The 22,175-nt window shown below is 71.4% G+C and carries 19 protein-coding genes, 1 tRNA gene and 1 rRNA gene; 13 read left to right on the top strand and 8 right to left on the bottom strand.

The window, feature by feature from the left end; all coding sequences use genetic code 11:
- Positions 1–158 precede the first annotated feature (158 nt).
- The 5 genes from rrf (at position 159) to MJ604_RS21490 (ending at position 3,889) form a co-directional block, all read left to right on the top strand.
- Positions 159–275 (top strand): 5S ribosomal RNA (gene rrf, locus MJ604_RS21510).
- A 104-nt stretch (positions 276–379) separates the two neighbouring features.
- The gene (locus MJ604_RS21505; protein WP_243060761.1) at positions 380–1,414 is read left to right on the top strand and encodes a tetratricopeptide repeat protein; all 1,035 of its coding nucleotides are present in this window, start codon (positions 380–382) and stop codon (positions 1,412–1,414) included.
- Positions 1,415–1,480: 66 nt separating this feature from the next.
- On the top strand, positions 1,481–2,287 hold the full coding sequence (locus MJ604_RS21500) for a PP2C family serine/threonine-protein phosphatase (protein WP_243060760.1): 807 nt from the start codon (positions 1,481–1,483) through the stop codon (positions 2,285–2,287).
- Between the two features lie 18 nt (positions 2,288–2,305).
- A complete protein-coding gene (locus tag MJ604_RS21495) occupies positions 2,306–3,238 on the top strand; it encodes an alpha/beta fold hydrolase (protein WP_243060759.1) in 933 nt (310 codons plus the stop codon).
- Between the two features lie 132 nt (positions 3,239–3,370).
- Positions 3,371–3,889 carry a DUF3145 domain-containing protein gene (locus MJ604_RS21490; RefSeq protein WP_243060758.1) on the top strand — a complete coding sequence of 173 codons (519 nt, stop codon included), beginning with the start codon at positions 3,371–3,373 and terminating at the stop codon, positions 3,887–3,889.
- A 51-nt stretch (positions 3,890–3,940) separates the two neighbouring features.
- On the opposite strand, the gene MJ604_RS21485 is transcribed toward MJ604_RS21490, so the two are convergent.
- The 6 genes from MJ604_RS21485 to MJ604_RS21460 form a co-directional block, all read right to left on the bottom strand.
- Positions 3,941–5,371 carry an acyl-CoA carboxylase subunit beta gene (locus MJ604_RS21485; RefSeq protein ID WP_243060757.1) on the bottom strand — a complete coding sequence of 477 codons (1,431 nt, stop codon included), beginning with the start codon at positions 5,369–5,371 and terminating at the stop codon, positions 3,941–3,943.
- Position 5,372: 1 nt separating this feature from the next.
- The gene (fabF, locus tag MJ604_RS21480) at positions 5,373–6,626 is read right to left on the bottom strand and encodes a beta-ketoacyl-ACP synthase II (RefSeq protein ID WP_243060756.1); all 1,254 of its coding nucleotides are present in this window, start codon (positions 6,624–6,626) and stop codon (positions 5,373–5,375) included.
- A gap of 26 nt (positions 6,627–6,652) precedes the next feature.
- Positions 6,653–6,898, bottom strand: a complete 246-nt coding sequence (locus tag MJ604_RS21475; RefSeq protein ID WP_243060755.1) for an acyl carrier protein — start codon at positions 6,896–6,898, stop codon at positions 6,653–6,655.
- A 33-nt stretch (positions 6,899–6,931) separates the two neighbouring features.
- The gene (locus tag MJ604_RS21470; protein ID WP_243060754.1) at positions 6,932–7,930 is read right to left on the bottom strand and encodes a beta-ketoacyl-ACP synthase III; all 999 of its coding nucleotides are present in this window, start codon (positions 7,928–7,930) and stop codon (positions 6,932–6,934) included.
- A 1-nt stretch (position 7,931) separates the two neighbouring features.
- A complete protein-coding gene (locus MJ604_RS21465; protein WP_243060753.1) occupies positions 7,932–9,122 on the bottom strand; it encodes an acyltransferase domain-containing protein in 1,191 nt (396 codons plus the stop codon).
- Positions 9,123–9,212: 90 nt separating this feature from the next.
- Positions 9,213–10,403 carry a CdaR family transcriptional regulator gene (locus tag MJ604_RS21460; RefSeq protein WP_243060752.1) on the bottom strand — a complete coding sequence of 397 codons (1,191 nt, stop codon included), beginning with the start codon at positions 10,401–10,403 and terminating at the stop codon, positions 9,213–9,215.
- 131 nt (positions 10,404–10,534) lie between these two features.
- Here MJ604_RS21460 and MJ604_RS21455 point away from each other — a divergent pair, with 131 nt between their 5' ends.
- Positions 10,535–11,476: an alpha/beta hydrolase gene (locus MJ604_RS21455; protein ID WP_243060751.1), complete on the top strand. Its 942-nt coding sequence runs from the start codon at positions 10,535–10,537 to the stop codon at positions 11,474–11,476.
- A gap of 141 nt (positions 11,477–11,617) precedes the next feature.
- Here the strand turns inward: MJ604_RS21455 and aceE are convergent, their stop codons facing one another.
- Complete coding sequence (aceE, locus tag MJ604_RS21450; protein ID WP_374458364.1) at positions 11,618–14,404, bottom strand: pyruvate dehydrogenase (acetyl-transferring), homodimeric type; 2,787 nt, start codon at positions 14,402–14,404, stop codon at positions 11,618–11,620.
- 150 nt (positions 14,405–14,554) lie between these two features.
- Between aceE and MJ604_RS21445 the strand changes: the two genes are divergently transcribed.
- From MJ604_RS21445 to MJ604_RS21435, 3 genes are read left to right on the top strand one after another with little or no spacing between them, the layout of a single operon-like run.
- On the top strand, positions 14,555–14,998 hold the full coding sequence (locus tag MJ604_RS21445; protein WP_243060750.1) for a DUF3052 domain-containing protein: 444 nt from the start codon (positions 14,555–14,557) through the stop codon (positions 14,996–14,998).
- Entirely contained in the window at positions 14,991–16,604 is a 1,614-nt protein-coding gene (locus tag MJ604_RS21440; RefSeq protein ID WP_243060749.1) for an AMP-binding protein, read from the top strand. Before MJ604_RS21445 ends, MJ604_RS21440 begins: the two co-directional genes overlap by 8 nt.
- A gap of 33 nt (positions 16,605–16,637) precedes the next feature.
- The gene (locus MJ604_RS21435; RefSeq protein ID WP_243060748.1) at positions 16,638–17,102 is read left to right on the top strand and encodes a peroxiredoxin; all 465 of its coding nucleotides are present in this window, start codon (positions 16,638–16,640) and stop codon (positions 17,100–17,102) included.
- A gap of 191 nt (positions 17,103–17,293) precedes the next feature.
- Here the strand turns inward: MJ604_RS21435 and MJ604_RS21430 are convergent.
- Positions 17,294–17,365, bottom strand: a tRNA-Val gene (locus tag MJ604_RS21430).
- A gap of 78 nt (positions 17,366–17,443) precedes the next feature.
- Here MJ604_RS21430 and MJ604_RS21425 point away from each other — a divergent pair.
- The 4 genes from MJ604_RS21425 (at position 17,444) to MJ604_RS21410 (ending at position 22,068) form a co-directional block, all read left to right on the top strand.
- A complete protein-coding gene (locus MJ604_RS21425) occupies positions 17,444–18,130 on the top strand; it encodes a DNA alkylation repair protein (RefSeq protein ID WP_243060747.1) in 687 nt (228 codons plus the stop codon).
- Positions 18,131–18,139: 9 nt separating this feature from the next.
- Positions 18,140–18,535: a phage holin family protein gene (locus tag MJ604_RS21420; RefSeq protein WP_243060746.1), complete on the top strand. Its 396-nt coding sequence runs from the start codon at positions 18,140–18,142 to the stop codon at positions 18,533–18,535.
- 72 nt (positions 18,536–18,607) lie between these two features.
- Complete coding sequence (locus tag MJ604_RS21415; protein ID WP_243060745.1) at positions 18,608–20,878, top strand: HAD-IB family hydrolase; 2,271 nt, start codon at positions 18,608–18,610, stop codon at positions 20,876–20,878.
- Positions 20,878–22,068 carry a zinc-binding dehydrogenase gene (locus MJ604_RS21410; RefSeq protein ID WP_243060744.1) on the top strand — a complete coding sequence of 397 codons (1,191 nt, stop codon included), beginning with the start codon at positions 20,878–20,880 and terminating at the stop codon, positions 22,066–22,068. The genes MJ604_RS21415 and MJ604_RS21410 overlap by 1 nt, the downstream gene beginning before the upstream one ends.
- The last annotated feature ends 107 nt before the right edge of the window (positions 22,069–22,175 follow it).

Genomic DNA, 22,175 nt, shown 5'->3' with positions numbered 1-22,175 from the left:
TAGGCCGAGGGCTTGTCTTACAAACCCTCAACAAAAACCTACAAAGCCTCGCGTCCACATCCAACACACAGACCCAACATATGCATCAACACATATGAATAGTGGCTTGGAAACAACGCCCCGTGATGATTCACCGGGGAGGTTGTGACCGCAAGAGTTACGGCGGCCATGGCGAAAGGGAAACACCCGGTCCCATCCCGAACCCGGAAGTTAAGCCTTTCAGCGCCGATGGTACTGCAACCGAGAGGTTGTGGGAGAGTAGGACGCCGCCGGACATTCTTTAGAACGCGCAGTTGCGCGATCCGTAGGGGCCACCGCAAGGTGGCCCCTACGTGCATTTCCCCGAAGTTCCGATCTCAGAGCAAGCAGGAGAACCGTCGTGGCCGAGCAGCGTCGCTCCCAACGTCCCTCGAGTGGCAAGCCGTCGGGTGGTAGGCCCTCGTCGAGCGGCCGGCCCTCCTCGGGCGGCAAGTCGTACGGCGGCAAGCCGTCCTCGGGTGGCAAGCCGTCGTCGGGCGGCAAGCCCGCGGCTGGTGGTCGCTCGAGCAAGTCGAACGAGCGCTCGGCGCGCTGGAGCCCCGACTCGGAGCGCTCCGACCGCCGCGACAGCCGCAGTGGTCGGCCGCCCGCCAAGGGTGGCGCCAAGGGCGGCAAGCCCGGCGCCGACCGGACCGGTCGCAAGAACGACTGGAAGCGCCCCGCCGAGAAGCAGGTGCCCCGCACCGCGGAGCAGGCGGTGTACGACGGTCCGGACATCCCGGAGTCGATCACCGGTGCCGAGCTCGACCGCTCGGTGACCGGCCAGCTCAAGGGCCTGCCGGAGAAGCTGGCGAACCGCGTCGCCCGGCACCTGGCCGCGGCCGGGATGCTCGTCGACGAGGACCCGGAGACGGCGTACCAGCACACGATGGCCGCCCGGGCCCGTGCGCCGCGGCTGGCCGTGGTGCGCGAGGCTTGCGGCGAGGCGGCGTACGCCGCCGGCCACTACGCCGAGGCGCTCTCCGAGCTGCGCGCGGCGAAGCGGATGAACGGCGCGACGGCGTACCTCCCGATCATGGCCGACTGCCACCGCGCCCTCGGCAAGCCCCAGGAGGCGCTGAAGCTCGCCAAGAGCCCGTCGGTCGCGAACTTCGCGCCCGAGCCGAAGGCCGAGATGACGATCGTCGAGGCCGGCGCTCGCCGTGACCTGGGCCAGCTCGACGCAGCGCTGCGCACGCTCGAGCTCGCGCCGCTGATGTCGAAGAGCCGCGGCTCGTGGGTCGTGCGGCTGCGCTACGCGTACGCCGACACCCTCGAGGCGGCCGGCCGGGAGCAGGACGCGCTGACCTGGTTCCACCGGACCCACGCCATCGACGCCGACGAGCTGACCGATGCCGACGAGCGCGCGGAGGCCCTGGAGAAGCGGCTCGGCTGAGCCGGGCGGCTTGACCCGGCCCGCTCTGCGCGGTGTACTGCTCGGCAGTCCCGCGAGGAGGTCACGATGCTGCGATTCTCGGGTGCCGGCGTCAGTGACGTCGGGCTGGTGCGACCGCACAACGAGGACTCCGCCTGGGTCGGGCCGTACTTCGCCGTCGTCGCCGACGGGGTCGGCGGGGCCGCGGCCGGTGAGGTCGCCTCCGCGACAGCGACGTTCGCCGTGGCTGCCACCGCGCTGGCTCGCTTCGGCGACCCGCCGGAGCAGGTGCTCCAGGACGGCATCGAGGCGGCGCGGGCCGGCGTCCGGATGGGCATCCAGCGCGACCTGAACCGGCTCGGGATGGCCACCACGCTCACCGCGGTGATCTGCGACGGCTCCCGGGTGGTGCTCGCCCACGTCGGCGACTCGCGGGCGTACCTGTACCGCCACGGGCTGCTGAGCCAGATCTCGACCGACCACACCTACGTCCAGCAGCTGGTGGACTCCGGCAGGCTGCCGCCCGCGGAGGCGAAGCGGCACCCGTGGCGCAACGTGGTGCTGCGCAGCATCGACGGTGACCCGGTGAACGACGGCTTCGACATGCTCCCGGTCCGGGTGGACCCGGGGGACCGGCTGCTGCTGTGCAGCGACGGGCTGACCGACCTGGTGCCGGACCCGATGATCGCGGAGCTGCTCCGGACGGAGGACCCGCAGTCCGCGGCCGCGATGCTCAGCCAGGCGGCGTACGCCGCGGGTGCGAAGGACAACGTGACCGCGCTGGTGCTCGACGTCGTCGACGGCCCGGCGGTCGTCGGTGACGGCCGCGTGCTCGGCGCCGTGGTGGACCTCCGGAACGTCGTGGATCCCGCCGCCGTTCGGGTCCGGCGGTGACGTGGGAGACTCCCTGACATGGGGAACGTCAGGCGGCCTGCGCTCGAGGGCACCGTCGCGGTCCGCGGTGACCGTCGACTGAGCTTCGCCGAGTACGGTCCCCGCCAGGGCCCCGCGATCGTGTGGATGCACGGCACGCCGGGCGCGCGCCGGCAGATCCCGCTCGAGGCGCGTGAGCTCGCCGACCGCCAGGGCGTGCGGATCATCGGCCTCGATCGCCCGGGCATCGGCTCGTCGACCGCGCACCTGTACCCCGACATCCTCGACTGGGCCCACGACCTCGAGCTGGTGCTCGACACCCTGGCGGTCGACACCGTGCGGATGATCGGCCTGTCCGGCGGCGGCCCCTACGCGCTCGCGGCCGGGGCCGCGCTGCCGGACCGGGTCCACGGCGTCGGCGTGCTCGGGGGAGTCGCCCCGACCCGTGGGGTCGACGCCGTCGACGGCGGCATCATCCAGCTGGCGGTCATGCTCGCTCCGCTGCTCTCCGTGTCCCGTGTCCCCGCCGGGATCGCGCTCACCCAGGCGATCCGCCTGGTCCGGCCGCTGGCCGGCCCGGCGCTCGACCTGTACGCCGCGGTGCAGCCGCCGGGGGACAAGAACCTGCTGTCGCGCCCCGAGTTCAAGGCGATGTTCATCGACGACCTGCTCAACGGCAGCCGGTTCCAGAGCTCCGCCGCGCTCAACGACCTGGTGCTGTTCACCCGGCACTGGGGCTTCGAGGCGGCCGACGTGAGTGTGCCGGTGCGCTGGTGGCACGGCGACGCCGACCACATCGTGCCGTTCCACCACGGCGAGCACGTCGTACGCCGGCTCCCGGACGCGACGATGTCGGTCATCGACGGGGAGAGCCACCTCGGCGGCCTCGGTATCGCCCAGGACGTGATCACCACGCTGATGGAGCTCGGGCCGCGACGCACCCGACGCGCCGAGACGGCGCGCAAGCGCTGACGCTGGCGTTCTGGGGCCACATCGGCCACAATGGTCACAACAACTACACCCGTGTCATTTTGAACCCGCTTCACATCCGTAGAGACCGCTGGGGAAGGCGTATCTCGCGCCGGAGATGAAGGAGGGGTCACGGTGACCGCACGCACTGCCACCCGCACCGCGACGAGGGGCGTCCTGTACGTCCACTCAGCGCCGTCCGCGCTGTGCCCGCATATCGAGTGGGCCGTCAGTGGTGTCCTTGGTGTGCCTGTGAACCTCGACTGGACGCCGCAGCCGGCCCAGTCGGGCACCTACCGTGCCGAGCTCTCCTGGACCGGTGAGGTCGGCGCAGCGGCCGGTGTCGCCTCCGCACTGCGTGGGTGGAACCAGCTCCGGTTCGAGATCACCGAGGAGCCGACGGCGTCCTCCGAGGGCGCGCGGTACTCCTACACCCCCGAGCTCGGGGTCTTCCATGCGGTGACGGGGCTGCATGGCGACCTGATGATCCCGGAGGACCGGCTCAAGGCTGCGGTCGTGAAGGCCGCCCTGGGCGACACCACGATGCTCGTCGAGATCGACAAGCTCCTCGGCAAGCCGTGGGACGACGAGCTCGAGACGTTCCGGCACGCCGGCGACGGCGCGCCGGTGCGCTGGCTCCACCAGGTCGTCTGAGTCACGACCCCGCGCGGAGCGCGGGGTCGTGCACCTGACCTCGCTCCCGCGTCAGAGCGGGATGTTGCCGTGGAACCCGCGGCGCACGCCGTCACCCTGCACGGCGTCGTCGATCGCCTGGGCGATCGCGGAGCGGGTCCGCGACGGCGACACGACCTCGTCGACCACGCCGATCTCCACGGCCTTGTCCACGCCGCCGGCGATCCGCTCGTGCTCGGCGGCCAGCTCGGCCTCGACCTGCGGGCGGATGTCCGGGGCGACCTCGGCCAGCCGGCGCCGGTGCAGGATCCGGATCGCGGCGACCGCGCCCATCACGGCGACCTCGGCCCCGGGCCAGGCGAAGACCTTCGTGGCACCGAGCGAGCGGGCGTTCATCGCGATGTAGGCGCCGCCGTACGTCTTGCGGGTGACCAGCGTGACGCGGGGGACCACGCACTCGCCGAACGCGTGCAGCAGCTTGGCGCCACGCCGCACGACGCCGTCCCACTCCTGGCCGACGCCGGGCAGGTAGCCGGGGACGTCGACGACGACGATCAGGGGGACGCCGAACGCGTCGCACATCCGCACGAAGCGGGACGCCTTCTCCGCCGAGAGCGAGTCGAGGCAGCCGCCGAGGCGCAGCGGGTTGTTCGCGACGACGCCGACGGTGCGGCCGCCGAAGCGGCCGAGCGCGGTGACGATGTTGGGCGCCCAGCGGGCGTGCAGCTCCTGAGCGGTGCCCTCGTCGAGGATCGACTCGACCAGCGGGTGCACGTCGTACGCGCGCTTCTTGGACTCGGGGAGCAGCGCCTCGAGGTCGCGGTCCTCGACGTCGGAGACGACCAGGCTGCCCTGGGAGCCGAGCAGCGCCGCGACGTCGCGAGCGCGGTCCAGCGCCTCGCGCTCGGACTCGGTGAGGATGTGGACGACGCCGGAGCGGCGGCCGTGCGGCTCGGGGCCGCCGAGGCGCAGCATGTCGACGTCCTCGCCGGTGACCGAGCGGACGACGTCCGGGCCGGTGACGAAGATCCGGCCCTCGGGGCCGAGGATCACGACGTCGGTGAGCGCCGGGCCGTACGCCGCGCCGCCCGCTGCCGGGCCGAGCACCACGGAGATCTGGGGGATCTTGCCGGAGGCCTGGGTCATCACGTGGAAGATCCGGCCGACGGCATGCAGCGAGAGCACCCCTTCGGCGAGCCGGGCGCCGCCGGAGTGCCACAGGCCGATGATCGGCACGCCGTCGGTGATCGCGCGGTGGTAGGCGTCGACCACGACGCGGCAGCCGACGTCACCCATCGCGCCGCCCATGACGGTCGCGTCCGAGCAGAACGCCACGACGCGGGTGCCGCGCACGGCACCGACCGCGGCGAGCATGCCGGAGTCGTCATCGGGGGTGATCAGCTCGAGGGTGCCCTCGTCGAACAGCGCGGTGAGGCGCTTCACCGGGTGCCGCGGGTCCTCCTCGCGGGGGAGCTTCGCGGGCTTGGTGGCGGTGGCGGTCATCTCAGACGCTCCCGAACGCGACGGCGACGTTCGCGCCACCGAAGCCGAAGGAGTTGTTGAGCGCCGCGATGTCGCCCATCGGCAGGTCGCGGGCCTTGGTGGCGATGTCGAGCTCCACCTTCGGGTCCAGGTTGTCGAGGTTGATCGTCGGCGGGGAGATCCGGTGGTGCAGCGCGAGCACGGTCGCGACCGCCTCCAGCGCGCCGGCGCCGCCGAGCAGGTGGCCGGTCATCGACTTCGTGCTGGTGACCACCACGTCGGTGGCGTGCGAGCCGAGCGTCGCGTGCAGCATCAGGCCCTCGGCGATGTCGCCCTGCGGGGTCGACGTCGCGTGCGCGTTGACGTGGGCGATGTCGGACGGACTGACGTCGCCCTCCTGCAGCGCCATGAGGATCGCGCGGGAGCCGCCGCGTCCCTCCGGGTCGGGCTGCGCGATGTCGTGCGAGTCGGCGGTGACGCCGGCGCCGAGGACGGTCGCGTAGATCCGCGCACCGCGGGCCTTCGCGTGCTCCTCGGACTCCAGCACCAGCACGCCGGCGCCCTCACCGAGGACGAAGCCGTCCCGAGCGAGGTCCCAGGGCCGCGACACCGTGGTGGGGTCGCCGCCGGCCTCGCCGCTGGCCGTCTTGGACAGCGCCATCATGTTGGCGAACGCCGCCATCGGCAGCGGGTGGATGGCCGCCTCGGTGCCGCCGGCGACCACGACGTCGGCCCGGCCGAGGCGGATCTGGTCGACCGCGTGGGCGATCGCCTCGTTGCCGGACGCGCACGCCGAGACCGGCGTGATGACCGCCGCGCGCGCTCCGACGTACAGGCTGATCTGCGCTGCCGGCGCGTTGGGCATCAGCATCGGCACGGCGAGGGGAGAGACCCGGCGCGGGCCCTTCTCCTTCATCGTGTCGTAGTTGTCCAGGAGCGTGGTCACGCCGCCGATGCCCGAGGCCATGGCGACGCCGAGCCGGTTGTTGTCCAGCTCGGCGTCGACCAGGCCGGCGTCGGCCCAGGCCTCCATCGCCGCGACCATCGCGAACTGCGCGGAGCGGTCCAGGCGGCGGGCCTTGACCCGCTCCAGGACCTCGCTCGGCTCGACCGCGATGCGGCCAGCGATCTTGACCGGCAGGTCCTCGACCCAGTCGTCGGTCAGGTACCGGACTCCCGAACGTCCGTTGACCAGGGCGTCCCAGGTGCTGGGGACGTCACCGCCGACGGGGGAGGTGGTCCCGAGACCGGTGACGACGACTCGCTTCGAAGACATGCTGCTCCTTCAGGGGGTGGTGCGGATCAGGCCTGGGCGCGCTCGATGAACGCGACGGCGTCACCGACGGTTCGGAGGTTCTTGACCTCGTCGTCGGGGATGGAGACGCCGAACTTCTCCTCGGCGGCGACGACCACCTCGACCATGGACAGGGAGTCCACGTCCAGGTCGTCGACGAAGGACTTGTCGAGCTGGACGTCGTCGGCGTCGATGCCGGCGACCTCGTTGACGATGTCGGCGAGGTCGGCGCGGATCTCTTCGGTCGTGGCCATGCTGGTGTTCCCCTTCGGTTGGTTGTGGTGGAGCTACGGGACGGTGACGACCTGCGCGGCGTACGCGAGGCCGGCACCGAAGGCGATCAGGAGGGCCGTGTCGCCGCTGCGCGCGTCGCCCTCCTCGATCATCCGGTCGAGGGCGAGCGGGATCGACGCGGCCGAGGTGTTCCCCTGGTCGGCGATGTCGCGCGCGATCTTGACGCGTTCTGGGAGCTTCATCGCCCGCGCCATGGCGTCGGTGATGCGCATGTTGGCCTGGTGGGGCACGAAGACGTCGAGCTCGTCGAGGCTCACGCCGGCCCGGTCGAGCGCCTGCTGGCCGGTCTTCGCCATCGCGAACGACGCCCAGCGGAACACCGCGTTGCCCTGCATGATCAGGTGCGGCATCTCGGGCTTCTCGGACACGACCACGTCGCGCCAGTCCTCGCGCTGCCGGATCAGGTCGAACTGCTCGCCGTCCGAGCCCCACACGACCGGGCCGATACCCGGCTCGTCGCTCGGGCCCACGACCACGGCGCCGGCGCCGTCGGCGAAGATGAAGGCGGTGCCGCGGTCGCCGATGTCGGTGAGCTCGGAGAGCCGCTCCACGCCGATGACCAGCGCGTAGCCGGCGCTCCCGCCGCGCACGATGTCGGAGGCGAGCGCCAGGCCGTGGCAGAAGCCCGCGCAGGCGGCCGAGATGTCGAACGCCGCGGCCTGGTCGGTGCCGAGCTCGTGCGCGATCGCAGTGGCGATGGCCGGCGTCTGGAGCATGTGGGTGACCGTCGCGACGATCACGCAGTCGATCTGCCGGGCGTCGATGCCGGCGCGCTCGAGCGCCGTACGGGCCGCGGCGACCGACATCATCTGCACGGTCTCCTCGGGCGTGGCCCAGCGGCGCTGCCTGATCCCGGAGCGCTGCTGGATCCACTCGTCGCTCGAGTCGATCGCGTCGACGACGTCGGCGTTCGGGATCACCCGGCTCGGGCGGTAGGTGCCGATGCCGAGGATCGCGGCGTGCTGCGGGCCGGTGCTCGCGGCGATCGCCATCTCAGTGGCCGCCCTCGGGGTGGAGGCGGATCAGCGGCTGGCCCGGGGAGACCAGGTCGCCGTCCTCGACGAGCCACTCGACGACCTGGCCGCCGTGCTGGGCGGTGACGCTCGAGCGGTCGCGCAGGCTGGCGACCTCGCCGATGACGGTGTCGGCGGGCAGGACGTCGAGGCTCGCGGCCTCGGCGGACTTGTGGAACGTGCCCTTCAACGGGGAGACGACCATCCGCCAGGTGGGGCTGGCGCCGATGCCGACCCCGGACGCCTCGCCGTGCTTGGCGCAGAACTCGCGCGCGGCGTCCAGCTGGTCGGGGGTCTTGAGCGCGAACGTCTCGACGCCCTTGAGAGCGCGCTTGGCGATGCCGGTGAGGGTGCCGGCCGGCGGCATCTCGAGGATGCCGGTGACGCCGAGGTCCTCCATGGTCTCCATGCAGAGGTCCCAGCGGACGGGGCTGGCGATCTGGCCGACCAGCCGGGCCAGGACGTCGCGGCCGTCGTGCACGACCTTGCCGTCGCGGTTCGAGATCACCCGGGTACGGGGGTCGTGCGTGGACACCGAGCGGGCGAGACCGGCCAGGTGGCCGACGGCGGGCTCCATGTGCCGGGTGTGGAACGCACCTGCCACGCTGAGCGGCATCAGCCGCGCCTTGGTGGGGGGCTCGTCGGCGAACGCCTGCAGCTGCTCCAGGGTGCCGGCGGCGACGATCTGGCCGGGACCGTTGTCGTTGGCGGCGGTGAGGCCGTGCTTGTCGATCGCGGCGAGCACCTCCTCGCGGTCACCGCCGAGGACGGCGGTCATGCCGGTCGGGGTGACGGCGGCGGCCTCGGCCATCGCGTTGCCGCGCTCGCGCACCAGCACCATCGCCTGCTCGGCGGTGATCACGCGGGCGCCGACGGCGGCGGCGATCTCGCCGACGCTGTGGCCGGCGACCGCCCCGACCAGCTCGTAGGCGTCGGCCGGGTGAGGGAACACCTCGAGGACCGCGACCAGGCCGGTGGCGACCAGCAGCGGCTGGGCGATCCGGGTGTCGCGGATCGTGTCGGCGTCCGCCTCGGTGCCGTAGTGGGCCAGGTCGAGGCCCGCGACCGTGGAGAGCCAGTCGAGCCGGGAGGCGAAGGTCGGGTCCTCGAGCCAGGGCTTGAGGAATCCTGGCGTCTGAGCGCCTTGGCCGGGAGCGACGATCACGAGCACGTCTTCAGCCTGCCCGAACCGAGGGCCCGAGGACGGGTCCGGCCCGCACGAAATCCGCACTCGGAACTTTGTAGGGTTCCTACAAATCGGTCAGACGGCGCGACCGGACTGCCGGCCGAGCACCAGCGCGATCTCGAGGGTGAACGCGTCACGGGCGTCGGTGGGGGAGAAGCCGGTCAGGTCGGCGACCTGGCGGAGCCGGTAGCGGACGGTGTTCGCGTGCACGAACAGCGCCCGACCGGTCGCCTCGATCGAGGAGCCGTGCTGGAAGTACGCCGCGATCGTCTCGATCAGCGTGCCGCGCGCCTGGAGCAGCGGCAGGTAGACGTCCTCGACGAGCTGGCGGCGGGCGTGGCCGTCGCCCGCGAGCGCCCGCTCGGGGAGCAGGTCGCTGCTGCGCACCGGCCGCGGCGCCTCCGGCCAGCCGACCGCGGCGCGGTGCGCCGAGAGTGCGGCGCGGGCGGAGCCGTGGGCCTGGGCCAGGTCGCTGGCCACCGGGCCGACGACCACCGGTCCGTCACCGAAGAGGCCGCTGACGACCTCGGCAGCGGCGCGCGGCTCGGTCACCCCGCCGAGCACCACGACGAGCCGGTCGCCCTGGACCGCGCAGAGCGCGTCCATGCTGGCGGTCCGGGCGACGCGCCGTACCTCGTCGAAGGTGTCGGACTCGCTCCGGTCGGCAGGTACGGCGCCGAGGACGACCGCGACCTCGCCACGGCCGGTCCAGCCGAGCGCGCTGGCGCGCGAGAGCAGGGTCTCGTCGGCCTCGGAGCGCAGCACCGCGTCGACGACCAGCGCCTCCAGCCGGGCGTCCCAGGCGCCGCGCACCTCGGCGGCGCGGGCGTAGACGGTGGCGGTCGCGAACGCGACCTCGCGGGCGTAGTGGAGGACCGCGGCGTGCACGTCCGGCACGTCGGCGGGGTCGAGGAGCTCGTCGATGTTCGCCTCGACGACGTCGATGGACAGCCGGACGAGGTCGACGGTCTGCTGGAGGTTGATGACGCCGGCCAGCGCGCGGGGTGCGGCGCCGAAGACCGAGGCGACCATCTCGTTCCCGCCGGGCGCCGGCCCGTCGCCGGCCTGGCGGTACCAGACGATGAACTCGCGGACGCCGGCCTGGACGATCATCCCGACCCAGGAGCGGTCCTCGGCCGGGAGCTCGCGGAACCAGGGGAGGTCCTGCTCCATCCGTGCCATCGCGGAGGTGCTCAGCGCGCCGGTCGCCCGCTGGAGCGCGTCGGCGGCCCGCTGGTGGGGCGTCGCAGGCCGTCGCGGAGTCACCGTCGAAGGTTAGTGGACTGTCCGGAAGGCGGACAGATCGGTGTGAAACCCCGGTGAATCAAGGGGATTGCCGACCTGAACGTGGGGTGGCCATGGTTGAATCGCGAAGAAGTCCATCCGGGGAGGCAGCCGTGGCGAGCGACGGGTACGACGTCCAGTTCGTGACGATCCACGGGCACCGCCGTGCCTACGTGAAGGCCGGCAAGGGGCCGGCCGTGCTGCTCCTGCACGGGCTCGGGTGCGACCACTCCACCTGGGAGCCGGTGATGGAGGCGCTCGCGCGCCGCTACACCGTCATCGCGCCGGACCTGCTGGGCCACGGCCGGTCCGACAAGCCCCGCGCCGACTACACGCTGGGTGGCTTCGCGAACGGGATGCGCGACCTGCTGACCGTCCTGGGCATCGACAAGGCCACGGTGATCGGGCACAGCTTCGGCGGCGGCGTGGCGATGCAGTTCGCCTACCAGTTCCCCGAGCGCACCGAGCGGCTGATGCTCGTCGCCTCGGGCGGCCTCGGCCCCGAGGTGTCGCCGGGGATCCGCGCGATCACGACGCCCGGCTTCGACCAGCTGATGTCCGTGCTCACGCTGCCGGGCATCAGGCACGCCGGCATGGCGGGACTCCGAGCGCTCTCGACCGCGCCGTACAAGGCGACGCGTGACCTCGACGAGGTCGCCGCGATCTACGACACCTTCAAGGACCGCCGGGCGCGCCAGGCGATCCGGCACGTCGTGCGCGCCGTCGTCGACTGGCAGGGCCAGATCGTCACGATGGCCGACCGCGCGTACCTCACCGAGGAGATGCCGATGTGGGTCGTCTGGGGCCGCGACGACCGGGTGATCCCGGTCCGGCACGCGAACGCCGCGGCCGCGGTGGCGCCGAACGCGCGCGTCGAGGTGATCCCGGACGCCGGGCACTTCCCGCACAAGGACCACCCGGTCCGGTTCGCCCAGATCGTGCACGAGTTCATCCGCACCACGGCGCCGGCGAAGTACAGCCGGGCCCGGTTCCGTGCGCTGCTCAAGGCCGGCGGTGAGCAGGGCTCGCTGAAGGCGGTCGAAGACACGGCGTAGGCCCGCCGGTGGTCGAGCCTGTCGAGACCCCGAAACGTGCGTAGGGCGGTGATCGTCTCGATCACCGCCCTACGTCGTCTCACCGGGTCTCGACACGCGGGTCGCTCGACCACCATCAGCCGATCCGCTGTCGCGTCTCGGCTAGGCGTCGCCGCCCTCCTGCTTGACGCCCGCGACCGCGGTCGGGTCGTCGATGCGGTACTTCGCGAACGCCTCCTCGACCTTCGAGCGGTCGATCTGGCCGGCGTCGGCGAGCGCCTGGAGCGCCTGGACGACGACGGACTGGGCGTCGATGTGGAAGAACCGGCGGGCGGCCGGGCGGGTGTCGGCGAAGCCGAAGCCGTCGGCGCCGAGCACCCGGTAGTCACCGGGGACCCAGCGGGCGATCTGCAGCGGCACCGCGCGCATGTAGTCCGACACCGCCACGACCGGGCCCTCGATGGCCTGGAGCTTGTCGGCGATGTACGACGTACGCGGCGACTCGCCCGGGTGGAGCAGGTTCCACTCCTCGGCGGCGGCACCGTCGCGGGCGAGCTCGTTCCACGAGGTCACCGACCAGGTGTCGGCCGAGACGCCCCACTCCTCGCGCAGCAGGCGCTGGGCCTCCTGGACCCACGGGAAGCCGACGCCGGAGCCGAGCAGCTGGACCCGCGGTCCGTCGCCCTCACCGGCCTGGACGTGGTGGATGCCCCGCAGGATGCCGTCGACGTCGACGTTCTCCGGCTCGGCCGGGTGAGCGGTCGGCTCGTTGTAGACCGTGATGTAGAAGATGACGTTCTCGGCGTCCTCGCCGTACATCCGCTCGAGGCCGGACCGCATGATGTGGCTGACCTCGTACGCGAGCGCCGGGTCGTAGTGCACGACCGCCGGGTTCGTCGCCGCGAGCAGCGGCGAGTGGCCGTCGGCGTGCTGGAGACCCTCACCCGTGAGGGTCGTACGACCCGCGGTGGCGCCGATCAGGAAGCCGCGCGAGAGCTGGTCGGCCATCGCCCAGATCGAGTCGCCGGTGCGCTGGAAACCGAACATCGAGTAGAAGATGTAGAACGGGATCATGTGCTCGCCGTGGGTGGCGTACGCCGAGCCCGCAGCGGTCGCCGAGGCCAGCGCGCCGGCCTCCGAGATGCCCTCGTGGAGCATCTGGCCCTGCGCCGACTCCTTGTAGGAGAGCAACAGTTTGCGGTCGACCGATTCGTACTGCTGGCCGCCCGGGTTGTAGACCTTCGCGCTCGGGAACATCGAGTCCATGCCGAACGTGCGGTACTCGTCCGGCGCGATCGGGACGATGCGCTTGCCGATCTCCGGGTCCTTCATCCAGTCCTTGAGCAGGCGGACGACGGCCATGGTGGTCGCGATCTTGTTCTTGCCCGAGCCCTGCTTGAGCTCGGCGTACATCGCGTCGCCCGGCAGCTGGAGGGGCTTGGCGCGCAGCACGCGCTTCGGCAGCGAGCCGCCGAGCTGCTTGCGGCGCTCGAGCATGTACTCGATCTCGGGGGAGTCGGCGCCCGGGTGGAAGAACGGCGCGGCGCCGGTCTCCTCGTAGGCCCGCTCGAGGTCGCGGTCGGAGATCGGCAGGTAGAGCCGGTCGCGGAAGCGCTTCAGGTCGTCCTGGGTGAGCTTCTTCATCTGGTGGGTGGCGTTCTTGCCCTCGAGGGCGTCGATCGTCCAGCCCTTGACCGTCTTGGCCAGGATCACCGTCGGCTGCCCGACGTGCTTGGTCGCCGAGTCGAACGCGGCGTACACCTTGCGGTAGTCGTGGCCACCGCGCGGCAGCTTGCGGATCTGGTCGTCGGTCATGTGCTCGACCATCTTGCGCAGCCGCGGGTCGGCGCCGAAGAAGCTGTCGCGGATGTACTCGCCGGACTCGACGGAGTACGTCTGGAACGCGCCGTCCGGGGTGGTGTTCATCCGGTTGACCAGCACGCCGTCGACGTCACGCGCCAGCAGCGGGTCCCACTCGCGGCCCCAGACCACCTTGATGACGTTCCAGCCGGCGCCGCGGAAGTTGGCCTCCAGCTCCTGGATGATCTTGCCGTTGCCGGTCACCGGTCCGTCGAGCTGCTGCAGGTTGCAGTTGACGACCCAGACCAGGTTGTCGAGCTCCTCGCGGGCGGCGGTGCGGATCGCGCCGAGCGACTCGGGCTCGCCCATCTCGCCGTCACCGAGGAAGGCCCAGACGGTCTGCTCCTTCGTGTCCTTGATGCCGCGGTTGTCGAGGTAGCGGTTGAACCGCGCCTGGTAGATCGAGTTCAGGGCGGTCAGGCCCATCGACACGGTCGGGAACTCCCAGAACTCCGGCATCAGCCGGGGGTGGGGGTACGACGACAGGCCGGCGTGCGGGCCGTGCTGGACCTCCTGGCGGAACCGGTACAGCTGCTCCTCGGTCAGGCGGCCCTCGAGGAACGCGCGGGCGTAGATGCCGGGGGAGGCGTGACCCTGGATGTAGATCTGGTCGCCACCGCCGGGGTGGTCCTTGCCCTTGAAGAAGTGGTTGAAGCCGACCTCGTAGAGGCTGGCGGAGGACTGGTAGGTGGCGATGTGGCCGCCGACCTCGAGGCCCTTCCGGTTGGCGCTGGACACCATCACCGCGGCGTTCCAGCGGATGAAGGCGCGGATGCGTCGTTCCGCCTCCTCGTCACCGGGGAACCACGGCTCGCGCTCCGGCGGGATCGTGTTGATGTAGTCGGTGCTCCGCAGGGCGGGGACACCGACGTTCATCTCACGGGCTCGCTCGAGCAGGCGGAGCATCACGTAGCGGGCACGCTCGCGGCCGCGCTCGTCGATGAGGGAGTCGAAGGAGTCGATCCAGTCATGGGTTTCATCGGGATCGATGTCGGGCAGCTGGGTGGGGAGGCCCTCGTGGATGACGGTCGGGATGGCGCCGCTCCGCTGGTTCTCCGTGCTCGACGTGGGGGTCTCGTCAACAGTCACCCGCTCATCGTTGCACGCTCCCACTGGGCAGAAAATCTACCCATCGGTAGGCGGAATCCGGGTCTGCTTGAATGGACAGAGGTTGCGCCGCAGGAGCAACTCCGGTGGACTACCCCCCAAACTTCGTACAGTTGACCTGGAGGCGAGAACTTGAGCGCGACCGCGGGTGGCGGGTCCACCCAGACTGACGGACCCGATGCGGGTCCGGCCGCCCGACTGGGCTTCACGCCCGGGATGGTGGTCCAAGAGCTGGGCTGGGACAACGACGCCGACGACGAGCTCCGGGTCGCGATCGAGGACCGCATCGACGGTGACCTCGTCGACGGGGACTACGGCAACGTCGTCGACTCCGTGCTGCTGTGGTGGCGCGACGAGGACGGCGACCTGGTCGACGGACTCGTCGACGCACTGACCGACCTGGTGGGCGGTGGCGCCATCTGGCTGCTCACGCCGAAGGTCGGCAGGGCCAACGCGGTCGATCCCGCCGACATCGCGGAGGCGGCTCCGATCGCCGGTCTCTCCCAGACCACGACGGCCACGGTCAGCAAGGACTGGTCGGCCACGCGGCTGATCGCACCGAAGACCATTGCCTGACCTGCTCCGCAGGACGACCCAGGGTGCCGGCGCCGCCGGCACCACCCTCAAGGTGCTGGGCCGGGCGGGAGTCATCCGCCCCCACGGCCCGGTCGCGCTGGCGCGTGCCGGGAAGGCCCTCAAGGACTGGGGACCCGGCCCCGCCGGCGGGTTCACCGCCGCGGCCGCGCTCGACCCACGCCGTACGGCGGTCGTCGACGAGCTCGGCTCGCTCACGTTCGAGGAGATGCACCAGCGCTCCAACTCGCTGGCCCGCGCTTTCGCGCGCCTCGGGGTCGCCGAGGGCGACAGCGTCGCGATCATGTGCCGCAACCACCGCGGCTTCGTCGACGCCAGCATCGCGACCGCGAAGCTGGGCGCCGACGTGCTCTACCTCAACACCGCGTTCGCAGGACCCCAGCTCGTGGAGGTGCTCGAGCGGGAGCGGCCGACGCTGGTCGTGCACGACGAGGAGTTCACCGGCCTGCTCGAGAGGTCCGAGGTCGGGTCGACCGTCCTCGGCTGGACCGACGGGGACGCGGGCGACCGGACGACGCTGGAGGGCCTGATCGGCACGGAGCCGGGCAGCGACCTCGCCCCGGCCGGCCGGCACGGGCGGATCGTGATCCTGACCTCCGGCACCACCGGCGCTCCGAAGGGCGCGCCCCGCAGCGAGGCTGGCATCGACGCGGCGGTCTCGCTGCTGTCGCGGATGCCGCTGAAGTACGGCTGGCGCACCCACATCGCCGCGCCGCTGTTCCACACGTGGGGCTTCGCGCACCTCGCGCTGTCGATGCTGCTCGGGTCCACCGTGGTGCTGCGTCGCCGGTTCGACCCCGAGGACTGCCTGCGGGTGACGCAGGAGGAGCGCTGCGACTCGATGGTCGTGATCCCGGTGATGCTCCAGCGGATGCTGGCGCTCCCGGAGGAGAGGCTCGCCCGCTACGACCTGTCCCGCGTCCAGGTGGTCGCGTCGTCCGGGTCGGCGCTGCCGGGCGACCTCGCGCTGGAGTGGATGGACCGCTTCGGCGACAACCTCTACAACATCTACGGCTCGACCGAGGTCGCGTACGCGTCGATCGCCGACCCCGTCGACCTGCGCGAGGCGCCGGCTGCTGCCGGCAAGCCGCCGTACGCCACGGTCGTGAAGATCCTCGACCCGGACGGCGCGGAGGTGCCGCTGGGGGAGACCGGCCGGATCTTCGTCGGCAACGGGCTGCTGTTCGAGGGCTACACCGGCGGCGGCCACAAGGAGGTCATCGACGGCCTGATGTCGACCGGCGACGTCGGCCGCTTCGACGGGGACGGTCGGCTGCACGTCGAGGGCCGCGACGACGAGATGATCGTGTCCGGCGGCGAGAACGTCTTCCCGCGCGAGGTCGAGGACTGCCTGGTCCGTCACGGGGCCGTGCTGGAGGCCGCGGCGATCGGCGTCGACGACGCCGACTTCGGCAAGCGGCTGCGCGCGTTCGTCGTGGTGAGCGGCTCGGTCACCGAGGACGACCTGAAGGAGCACGTGAAGCAGAACCTCGCTCGCTTCAAGGTCCCGCGCGAGATCGTGATCATGGACGAGCTGCCCCGCAACGCGACGGGCAAGCTCGTCAAGCGCGAGCTGGACGCCGATTGAGGGACTGTCCTCGCTCGGTGGAAGGATGAGTCCATGACCGGACTCGAGCTCGGCGGCCCCGCGCCGGACTTCACGCTGCGCGACCAGTTCGGCCAGGACGTCACGCTGTCGTCGTACCGCGGCACCAAGGCGGTGGCGATCTTCTTCTACCCGTACGCCTTCTCCGGCGTGTGCACGGGGGAGATGGCCGGCATCCGTGACCGGCTCGCCGAGTTCCTGACGTTCGACACCGAGGTCCTCGCGATCTCGTGCGACCCGGTCTACTCGCTGCGCTCGTTCGCCGACCAGGACGGACTGAACTTCCCGCTGCTGTCGGACTTCTGGCCGCACGGCGAGGTCGCCCGGGCCTACGAGGTCTTCGACGAGACGCGCGGCTGCCCGCGGCGGTCGTCGTACGTCATCGACAAGGACGGCACGGTGCGCTGGGCCGTCCACAACGCGATGCCCGAGGGCCGTGACCTCGACGAGCACCTGAGGCAGCTCACCGCCGTGTCCTAGGGCCGTTCCCGGGTCGCTCCGTGACCCTGTCTAGACCAAAATTGGTAATGTCCGGAGATCTCCTGACATCGCTTGAACGGCCGCTCTAAGGTTGTCCTCGTTGAACCGCAGGTGACCCGAGACGCCTGCGGTTCGACTCATTTACGGGCGGTTTTCGCGACGGGCGCCAGAGCGCCGGCCTCTGTCGTGTGTGGGCGCAGAGGGGATCGAACCCCCGACCACCTCCTTGTAAGGGAGGTGCTCTACCGCTGAGCTATACGCCCCGGTGCCGAAGCGGGGCACACACTACGCGAGGTCGACGGGGCCGGCGCGGGCCACCTCGCCGTCCCTAGAGTGATCGCGTGACAGCGACCGACCTGGTGGGCGCCGTGCGCGCCGCGCTCGCGGAGGGTGGTGATCCCGAGCGGGCGGCCGGGCAGCAGCGCTACATGAAGTCCGAGATGCCCTACCGCGGCTTCACGCTCCCGGTGCTCCGCGCGACGCTGAGGCCGATGCTGGCGGAGTACCCGCCGGAGGACCGCGCCTCCTGGGAGGCGACGATCCGGACGCTGTGGGACGAGGCGGAGTACCGCGAGGAGCGGTACGCCGCCATCGCGATCGCCCGGCACCGGACGGCGCGACCCTGGCTGGACCCGGGCTCGGTGCCCCTGTTCCGCCACCTCGTCGTCACCGGTGCCTGGTGGGACCTCGTCGACGAGGTCGCGACGCACCCGGTCGCCGATGCGCTGGTCGCCCACCGGCCCGAGCTCACCACGGTGCTGCGCGACTGGGCGCGCGACGACGACGTCTGGATCCGGCGTACGTCGGTGATCTGCCAGGTCGGCGCGAAGGGGGAGACCGACGTCGACCTGCTGCGGTACGCCATCGAGCAGAACCTCGACGACCGCACGTTCTGGCTGCGCAAGGCGATCGGCTGGGCGCTGCGTGACTACGCCCGGACCGACCCCGAGTGGGTGCGTGCCGAGGTCGAGCGGCACGGCGACCGGATGTCCGGCCTGTCCCGGCGCGAAGCCCTCAAACACCTGTAGCCTCCGAGGATGATCCGGATGCTGATCGGCCTCGTCATCCAGCTCCTCGCGAACGCGCTCGGCATCATCGTCGCCGCGGCGGTGCTCGACAAGATGGAGGTGTCGGTGCAGGGCGTGGTCGTCGCCACCGCGATCTTCACGGTCGTCTACGCCCTCGCCCAGCCGTTCCTCACGCAGATGGCGATCAACAAGGCATCGGCACTGCGCGGCGCGACCGCCCTGGTCGCGACGCTCATCGCGCTGATCGTCACCAACTGGCTCACGTCGTCGGACTCGCTGTCGATCAGCGGCACCGCCACCTGGATCGAGGCCGCGGTGATCATCTGGATCGTCTCGCTGCTCGGCGTCTTCCTGCTGCCGTTCATCTTCGTGAAGAACCGGGTCCAGGAGCGCCGCGGGCGCTGAGCCGTCCACAGTGTGGCTGTTGAGGGAGGAGTTACTCGCCGGTCACCCGCCGGACAGGGCACACTACGGCGGGTGACGGGATCGGTGGCCGACCAGCTCGACAACCAGCACGTCCTATTGACCGGAGTCACGGGCTTCGTGGGCGAGGCGCTGCTGCAGCTGATGCTCGCGGAGGTGCCCGGCGTCCGGGTCACCGTGCTGGTGCGGCCCAAGGGGTCCACGACCGGTACGGCGCGGACCGCGTCGCTGCTCAAGAAGCCGATCTTCGCCGACATCGTCGAGGCCGCCGGCGGCGTCGAGGCGCTGATGGCCGCCCGGGTCGCTGTGCTCGAGGGCGACCTGTCCGACACCCCGGCGCTCCCGACCGACCTCGACGCCATCGTGCACTGCGCCGGCGACGTGTCCTTCGACCCGCCGGTCGACGAGGGCTTCCGCACCAACGTGCAGGGGACGCGCGAGCTCCTCGCCCGCGTGCGTGAGGCCGGGAACGACATCCACTACGTGCACATCTCGACGGCGTACGTCGCCGGCCGCCGGCGCGGCAGCATCCCCGAGGGACCGGTGCCGCAGGTCGTGGACCTGGAGGCCGAGCTCCGGTGGGGCCTCGGCCAGCGCGAGGAGATCGAGCACCGCTCGCGCGGCAGCGAGGTGCTGACCGCGGAGCGCAAGAGGGCCGAGAAGGAGCACAGCCGGGCCGGGCTGCTCACTGCGGCCAACGCGACCGAGGAAGCCCGCAAGCAGTGGGTGAAGGACGAGCTCGTCCGGGTCGGGACCGAGCGGGCGCGGAGCCTCGGCTGGACCGACTGCTACACGTTCACGAAGGCGCTCGGCGAGCGGGTCGTCGAGGAGCACGCGCAGACCAACCGGGTCTCGATCGTGCGGCCGAGCATCATCGAGTCGGCGCTCGAGAAGCCCTACCCGGGCTGGATCGAGGGCTTCAAGATGATGGAGCCGCTGATCCTGGCGTACGGCCGCGGTGAGCTGCCGGACATGCCCGGCGCCCCCGACACGACCGTTGACGTCGTACCCGTCGACCACGTCGTCGCCGCCATCGTCGCGGTCCTCGCGCACCCGCCCGAGGTGGGCACGCCGGAGTACTACCACGTGTCGTCGGGCGACCGGAACCCGCTCACGTTCAGCAACCTCTACCAGTCCGTGCGCGGCTACTTCGACGAGCACCCCTTCCACGCCGGCGACCGCGGGGCGACCCGGCTGCCCGAGTGGCGCTTCCCCGGCTCGCAGTCGGTCGAGCGGCTGCTGAGCACCAGCGAGCGGGCGTTCAAGGTCGCCGACTTCGTGATCGGGCACGCACCGCGCAGCGACCGGGCGCGCGACCTGGCCCGCAAGCTCGACCAGCAGGGCCGGCGGCTGGAGTTCCTGCGCCGCTACATGGGGCTCTACCAGGAGTACGCCCAGGCGGAGCTGCGCTACTCCGACAAGAACACGCTGGCGCTCTACCGCTCCCTGTCGCCCGAGGACCAGGAGACGTTCGCGTTCGACACCGCGGTCGTGGACTGGAAGGTCTACCTCCAGGACATCCACTGCCCTGCGGTCACCGCGCCGATCCGTCGCCTCGACGAGGTGCGCGCCGCGCGCCGGAAGCCGCAGGCGACGGCGGCCAAGGGGCTGGTCGAGAAGCCCGGCGTCGCGGCGTTCTTCGACATGGACGGCACCCTGCTGTCGTCCAACGTCATCGAGACCTACCTGTGGCTGCGGCTGCGCGAGCTGTCCGGCACGGAGCGGTTCTCCGAGCTGTCGCGGATGGCAGCGAAGGTCCCGAGCCTGGTGGCGGCCGAGCGGCGTGAGCGCAGTGCGTTCCTGCGCTCGGTCTACCGCGAGTACGACGGCGCCCGGCTCGCCGACCTCGACGCGATCGCCGACGAGTACCTCACCGACCACGTGCTGGCCCGGCTCTCGCCCTCGGCCGTACGCCGGATCCGGGAGCACCGGGCCGCGGGCCACCAGACCGTGCTGATCACCGGCGCCGTGCGCCCGCTGACCCGGCCGCTGATGCCGCTGTTCGACCACATCGAGGCCGCCGAGCTCGCCACCGACGACCGCGGGGTCTGCACCGGCTACCTCGCGTCCTCGCCGCTCGTGGGGGAGTCCCGCGCCGCCTGGATGGAGTCCTACGCCGCCGAGCACGGCATCGACCTGAAGGCGTCGTTCGGCTACGCCGACTCGCACTCCGACCTGCCGCTCCTCGCGGCGGTCGGCAACCCGGTAGCCGTACGCCCCGACGTCCCGTTGTTCCGGCACGCTCGCAAGTCCCGCTGGACGATCGTCGACTGGTCGAGCTCCACGGCCTCGACGCGCACGCTGAACCCGGCAGGTGGTCGCTGATGATGCTGGCGCTCGAGATGTACCGGTCGGTGTCGCGGACGCTGACCGGCAAGGCGATCGGCGGGCGGATGCCCGGCGTGCTGTCCGGCTTCGCCGCGCCGCTGCGCCTGGTCACGCTGCCGGAACCCAAGGTGGACCGGCCCGGCTGGGCACGGCTGCGCACCCGGCTGTCGGGCATCTGCGGCTCCGACCTCGGCGCGCTGTCCGGGAAGACCAGCCTGTACTTCTCCGCGGTCGTGTCGCTGCCGTTCGTGCCCGGGCACGAGGTCGTCGCGGAGCTGCTCGAGGACTGCGAGGACCTGCCCAAGGGCACCCGCGTCGTCGTCGACCCGGTCCTGACCTGCGCCGCCCGCGGCGTCGAGCCGTGCGAGAGCTGCGCGACCGGCGCCACCAACCGCTGCTCGCGGATCACCGTCGGACACCTCGCGCCCGGCCTGCAGACCGGCTTCTGCAAGGACACCGGCGGCGGCTGGGGCCAGCAGCTCGCGGCACACCGCAGCCAGCTGCACCCGGTGCCCGAGGGCTTCTCCGACGAGCAGGCGATCCTCATCGAGCCGGTCGCGTGCGCGGTGCACACGGCGCTGCGCGCGGGCATCCGCCCCGGCGACCGGGTGCTGGTCAGCGGGGCCGGGTCGGTCGGGCTGTTCGCGACGCTCGCGCTGCGCGAGCTCACCGAGGCCGGCGAGATCATCGTGGTCGCCAAGCACCAGCACCAGAAGGAGCTGGCCCGCGAGTTCGGTGCCACCGAGGTGGTCGCGCCCGGCGAGGTCCTGCGACGGGTACGCCGCTCGACCGGCGCCTTCCAGCTCGAGCCGCAGTTCTCCTCGCCGTACCTCCTGGGCGGCGTGGACGTCGCCGTCGACGCCGTCGGGAGCAAGCAGTCCCTCGAGACCGCGCTGCAGGCCACCCGCGCCGGCGGACGCGTCGTGCTGTCCGGGATGCCCGCCGCCGCCGACCTGTCCGCGGCGTGGTTCCGCGAGCTCGAGGTCGTCGGCACCTACGCGTCGGCGCAGGGCGACGGCGCGTTCGACAGAGCCATCGAGCTGGTCGCCACCGACGCCGTCCAGCAGCTCGCCAAGTCCGTCGCCAGCTATCCGTTGCACCGCTGGCGTGAAGCACTCGACCATGCCCACTCTGCCGGCCGTCTCGGTACGGTCAAGGTGGCCTTCTCACCGGGCAGCACGTCGTGAGGAACGAACGTCGTGCGTGGGCCCGGGGAGGTCGAGCAAGTGCGCGACCGAGGAACGAGGTCGCGACCGCGCGTCGAGACCCCTGCCGCTGTGAGGAGCGATCAGAC

It is taken from the genome of Nocardioides sp. SR21, from assembly GCF_022761125.1.
Taxonomy (GTDB): Bacteria; Actinomycetota; Actinomycetes; order Propionibacteriales; family Nocardioidaceae; genus Nocardioides.
The sequence above is the reverse complement of the archived record's forward strand: the minus strand, read 5'-3'. Positions and strand labels throughout refer to the sequence as shown.